General features: G+C 46.9%; 4 protein-coding genes. All 4 read right to left on the bottom strand.

Annotated elements, in window-relative coordinates:
• Window positions 1-103 precede the first annotated feature (103 nt).
• Window positions 104-673 carry a cation:proton antiporter gene (locus tag JWG43_RS17280; protein ID WP_240193664.1) on the bottom strand — a complete coding sequence of 190 codons (570 nt, stop codon included), beginning with the start codon at window positions 671-673 and terminating at the stop codon, window positions 104-106.
• Between the two features lie 379 nt (window positions 674-1,052).
• On the bottom strand, window positions 1,053-1,691 hold the full coding sequence (locus tag JWG43_RS17275) for a hypothetical protein (protein WP_205244194.1): 639 nt from the start codon (window positions 1,689-1,691) through the stop codon (window positions 1,053-1,055).
• Between the two features lie 117 nt (window positions 1,692-1,808).
• Window positions 1,809-2,084 carry a helix-turn-helix domain-containing protein gene (locus JWG43_RS17270; RefSeq protein WP_205244193.1) on the bottom strand — a complete coding sequence of 92 codons (276 nt, stop codon included), beginning with the start codon at window positions 2,082-2,084 and terminating at the stop codon, window positions 1,809-1,811.
• A gap of 4 nt (window positions 2,085-2,088) precedes the next feature.
• Window positions 2,089-2,289 carry a type II toxin-antitoxin system RelE/ParE family toxin gene (locus tag JWG43_RS20370; RefSeq protein ID WP_240193663.1) on the bottom strand — a complete coding sequence of 67 codons (201 nt, stop codon included), beginning with the start codon at window positions 2,287-2,289 and terminating at the stop codon, window positions 2,089-2,091.
• Window positions 2,290-3,019: the final 730 nt, after the last annotated feature.

Genomic DNA, 3,019 nt, shown 5'->3' with positions numbered 1-3,019 from the left:
TATTAAGGTTCCCGACAAAGACATGGAACAACTCGCGCTCATTCGTGATGAGTTTCACGGCGAGTGGAACTACAAGATTGCCCCTAAACAAAACCCATAATGTTCAAGTTATTTTTACTAGACTCCTAACACCCACGGCTCCGGCCGAAATGGCACCATGGGTGCTCAGGCCCACCAGGAAAGAGACCATTACCGGGGCGGCGAGATCTTCAAAGATAAGCAGGGCGAGCTTGAACTCTCCCTCGGGTGTTTTCAGCCGGCCCGTGTCCTCCAGCATTTTCACTGTTATGGAGGAACTGGTCGCGTAGGCCACGCCACCGATGACCAGGGCGGCCATCAGGTCGAACCCGAACAGGTAGGCGATGAGGAAGCTGCCGCCAAAATTGAAGCCGATGTCCATGACCCCGACTTTCCAGACCCGACGTGAGATGTTAATCAGGCGGTTCAGTGGAAAATGAAGTCCGAGGAGAAAAAATAGAAGGACAATTCCGATTCTGGAGATTTGATCAATGATGTCCAGCTCTGATCCGGTGAGCAGGCCGGCAAAAGCTATTCCCAGAAAAATATAGGCCAGGAGGGAAGGAAGCTTGAGCCGTTGAAAAATGAAGCTGACGAGGAAGAACATGAAAAGCATCGCCCCGCCGACCAGGAACAGGTGTTCACTATAGGCCATTACATCCTCTCCTTGCTGACTTAATATCGCCGTTTCTCTTCGGCTGTGTATCCCATGCCGGACCAGAGTTCGGAAGAGTATTTCGTGCGATCCGTAATGCGTACCAAACTGCCTGGATGGCTGGCATACTTTGGGAAGCGAAAACCGCCGGTAGCTGGATCAGAAAATGCAGATCGGTCAAAATCGTGGTGAACCATCTGTGCCTCCTTTCCTTATATTGCTAACGAGAACATCTGAGGCTTGCCCGCAGAATGCTATTGTTGGAATTTAGTATGATGCCCCCCGAATTTCACCCTCACCCCTATCGATCAAAGTGCTGATTTTACCCTCAAAAGTCGGTCTATAGTCTATTTTTGAGGGGTTATTTCTCATTTTTATCTCATAACTTCAACGAGTTGATTTGGTCCGACCCCGAACCCTGACCGCACAAGTTTTCTTTGACAAGTATCCCAAAGGCCGAAAATAGTCCGTTGATTGCCTTCTCAAGCAGGATGCCTCGCTCCTGAGGCTTGTCCTCAAGCGCGAACAGCGCGTACAGATCGGCCTTCGCTTCTTCGAGTTGCGCGTGTCTCCGGGCTTTCAGCTGCCGCTGCTCCGCAGCCTCTCGGAGGCGCTGTTCCCGTTCGGCCTCACGCTCTTTATTGATACGCGTGAAGGAATCTTTGACGTTGATGACCCGACGTACTTCCCCAACCAGCCCCTTAGCCTTAAGTTGATCATTCGGCCAGCAGGTCGAGAAATCTTCGAATTCGACCACGCGCTTGAGCAACTCCCTGCGTTGACGGAGGCACGAATCACCTTTGGCATTGAGGCGTTCAATAATTGTTCTCGCCAACTCGTACTTGTTAACGCTGGACCGATCACGGGCCAACTTGCTCTGAAGGTCGGCCATAAGCGCTTCAGCCGTTCCCGCACCCCGAAAGAAAAGGAGCACGTCGTTCTTCGACCGGCACAGCAAGGGAATCGTGTCGATCAGAAGCTGTGTCAGCTCCGGCGGGTAGTGGTAGCTTTTATCCATTGTCCGGCTCTAACGATGTCCTATCTGTGGGCCCAACGTGAAGTTCTGCGGGAGCCGCGCTTTTTGCGGCTTCCGTAGGAACGTTTTGTTCGCTTTTGGTATAATTATTTCAAGCTGTTAAGTTACTTCTATGCGTAGGCTTTTGCCAAGAGCTTGTGCAAATTTCTCCAATGTTGACAACTTGATATCTTCTGCGTGATTCTCAATACGTGAAATGGCTGTTTTTTTTGTATTGAGTTTTTGGGCGAGTTGCTCCTGTGTTAAACCGGCTTCTTCTCTCGCAACTTTAAGCATTACACCTATTTTAAATTCTTTATAACCGGACTCGAAGCTCTTGGCGAATACTGGATCACTAGACTTCCGTTTGGCAATATAGGATTTTAGAGTTTTCATTTTATTACCTCCTCTCGAAATAATCCTTCTTTCTGGCTTCCGCGATCTTGATGGCCTGGGGAGGAGTTTTTTGGGTTTTCTTTTGGAATGCGTGATTGAGGACTATGAGCTTCGGGCCATCGAAAAAACCGAGTAGACGGAATATGTTGTTTCCCACTACTACTCTCACCTCCCATATTTCGTTGGTATTAACGAGCTTTTTCAATTAGCTCGATGGTATGGTCGGTAATTCCTCTATTAACCTCAAAACCCATGTTGTCTTCTGTGCCTGCTTCGGCGACAATGACTCCAAAAACTCCTCGACCGGACAACTTCCTGCTCCAGTTTCATAAAATATAATCTCGCGTGTCATATTTAATTGTTAACACGTAGGTTAACTTTGTCAAGGGGGATTCTGTTTGTCGTTTTAGAAGCGAACGGACTACTCACCGGACCCGCTCTGTTTGCGGGGTCCGGTGAAGTAGATGGTTAGCAAATTTTTACTATTTTAGATTGAATATAGGCAAATATTTATCAATCAACTGCTTTTCTATGTGAAGTACTTCTTGTTTTGTTTTGTCTTTTAATGGAAGGAAGACAACATCATAGAACTTTGAGATATAATGTAGGCATTCCTTTCCTGGAGAAATGTTCTTATGCCTTGCAATCTTTTTTCTAAACATGCTCTTTTCAATTACTACCTTGCCATTATAGATAATGTCTGCTTCCAGTTGTTTAATGTCTTCTTTTGCAAAAAAACTATCTCGATTTTCAAGATATATTGGGTTTAAATGTCAGCTGCTCCCGCTTTGAAGGGGTAGCGTTTTAATTTTCGTCCATTTCGTTTAAGCCCGGCCTGATTTCTTCCATAAAAAAAGGATTCATGCTCGGTGCTCTTGTTTTCACCGGAAAAACCGGCGAAAATCTTGTTTTCAGGGCGGAGTTATCCGTCCGGC

It is taken from the genome of Desulfobulbus alkaliphilus, assembly GCF_016918545.1.
GTDB classification, from domain to species: Bacteria; Desulfobacterota; Desulfobulbia; order Desulfobulbales; family Desulfobulbaceae; genus Desulfobulbus; species Desulfobulbus alkaliphilus.
The sequence above is the reverse complement of the archived record's forward strand: the minus strand, read 5'-3'. Positions and strand labels throughout refer to the sequence as shown.

Coding starts and splice junctions, on each gene's coding strand:
- JWG43_RS17275 (WP_205244194.1), bottom strand. CDS start 1,691: ATGGATAAAAGCTACCACTACCCGCCGGAGCTGACACAGCTTCTGATC.
- JWG43_RS17270 (WP_205244193.1), bottom strand. CDS start 2,084: ATGAAAACTCTAAAATCCTATATTGCCAAACGGAAGTCTAGTGATCCA.
- JWG43_RS17280 (WP_240193664.1), bottom strand. CDS start 673: ATGGCCTATAGTGAACACCTGTTCCTGGTCGGCGGGGCGATGCTTTTC.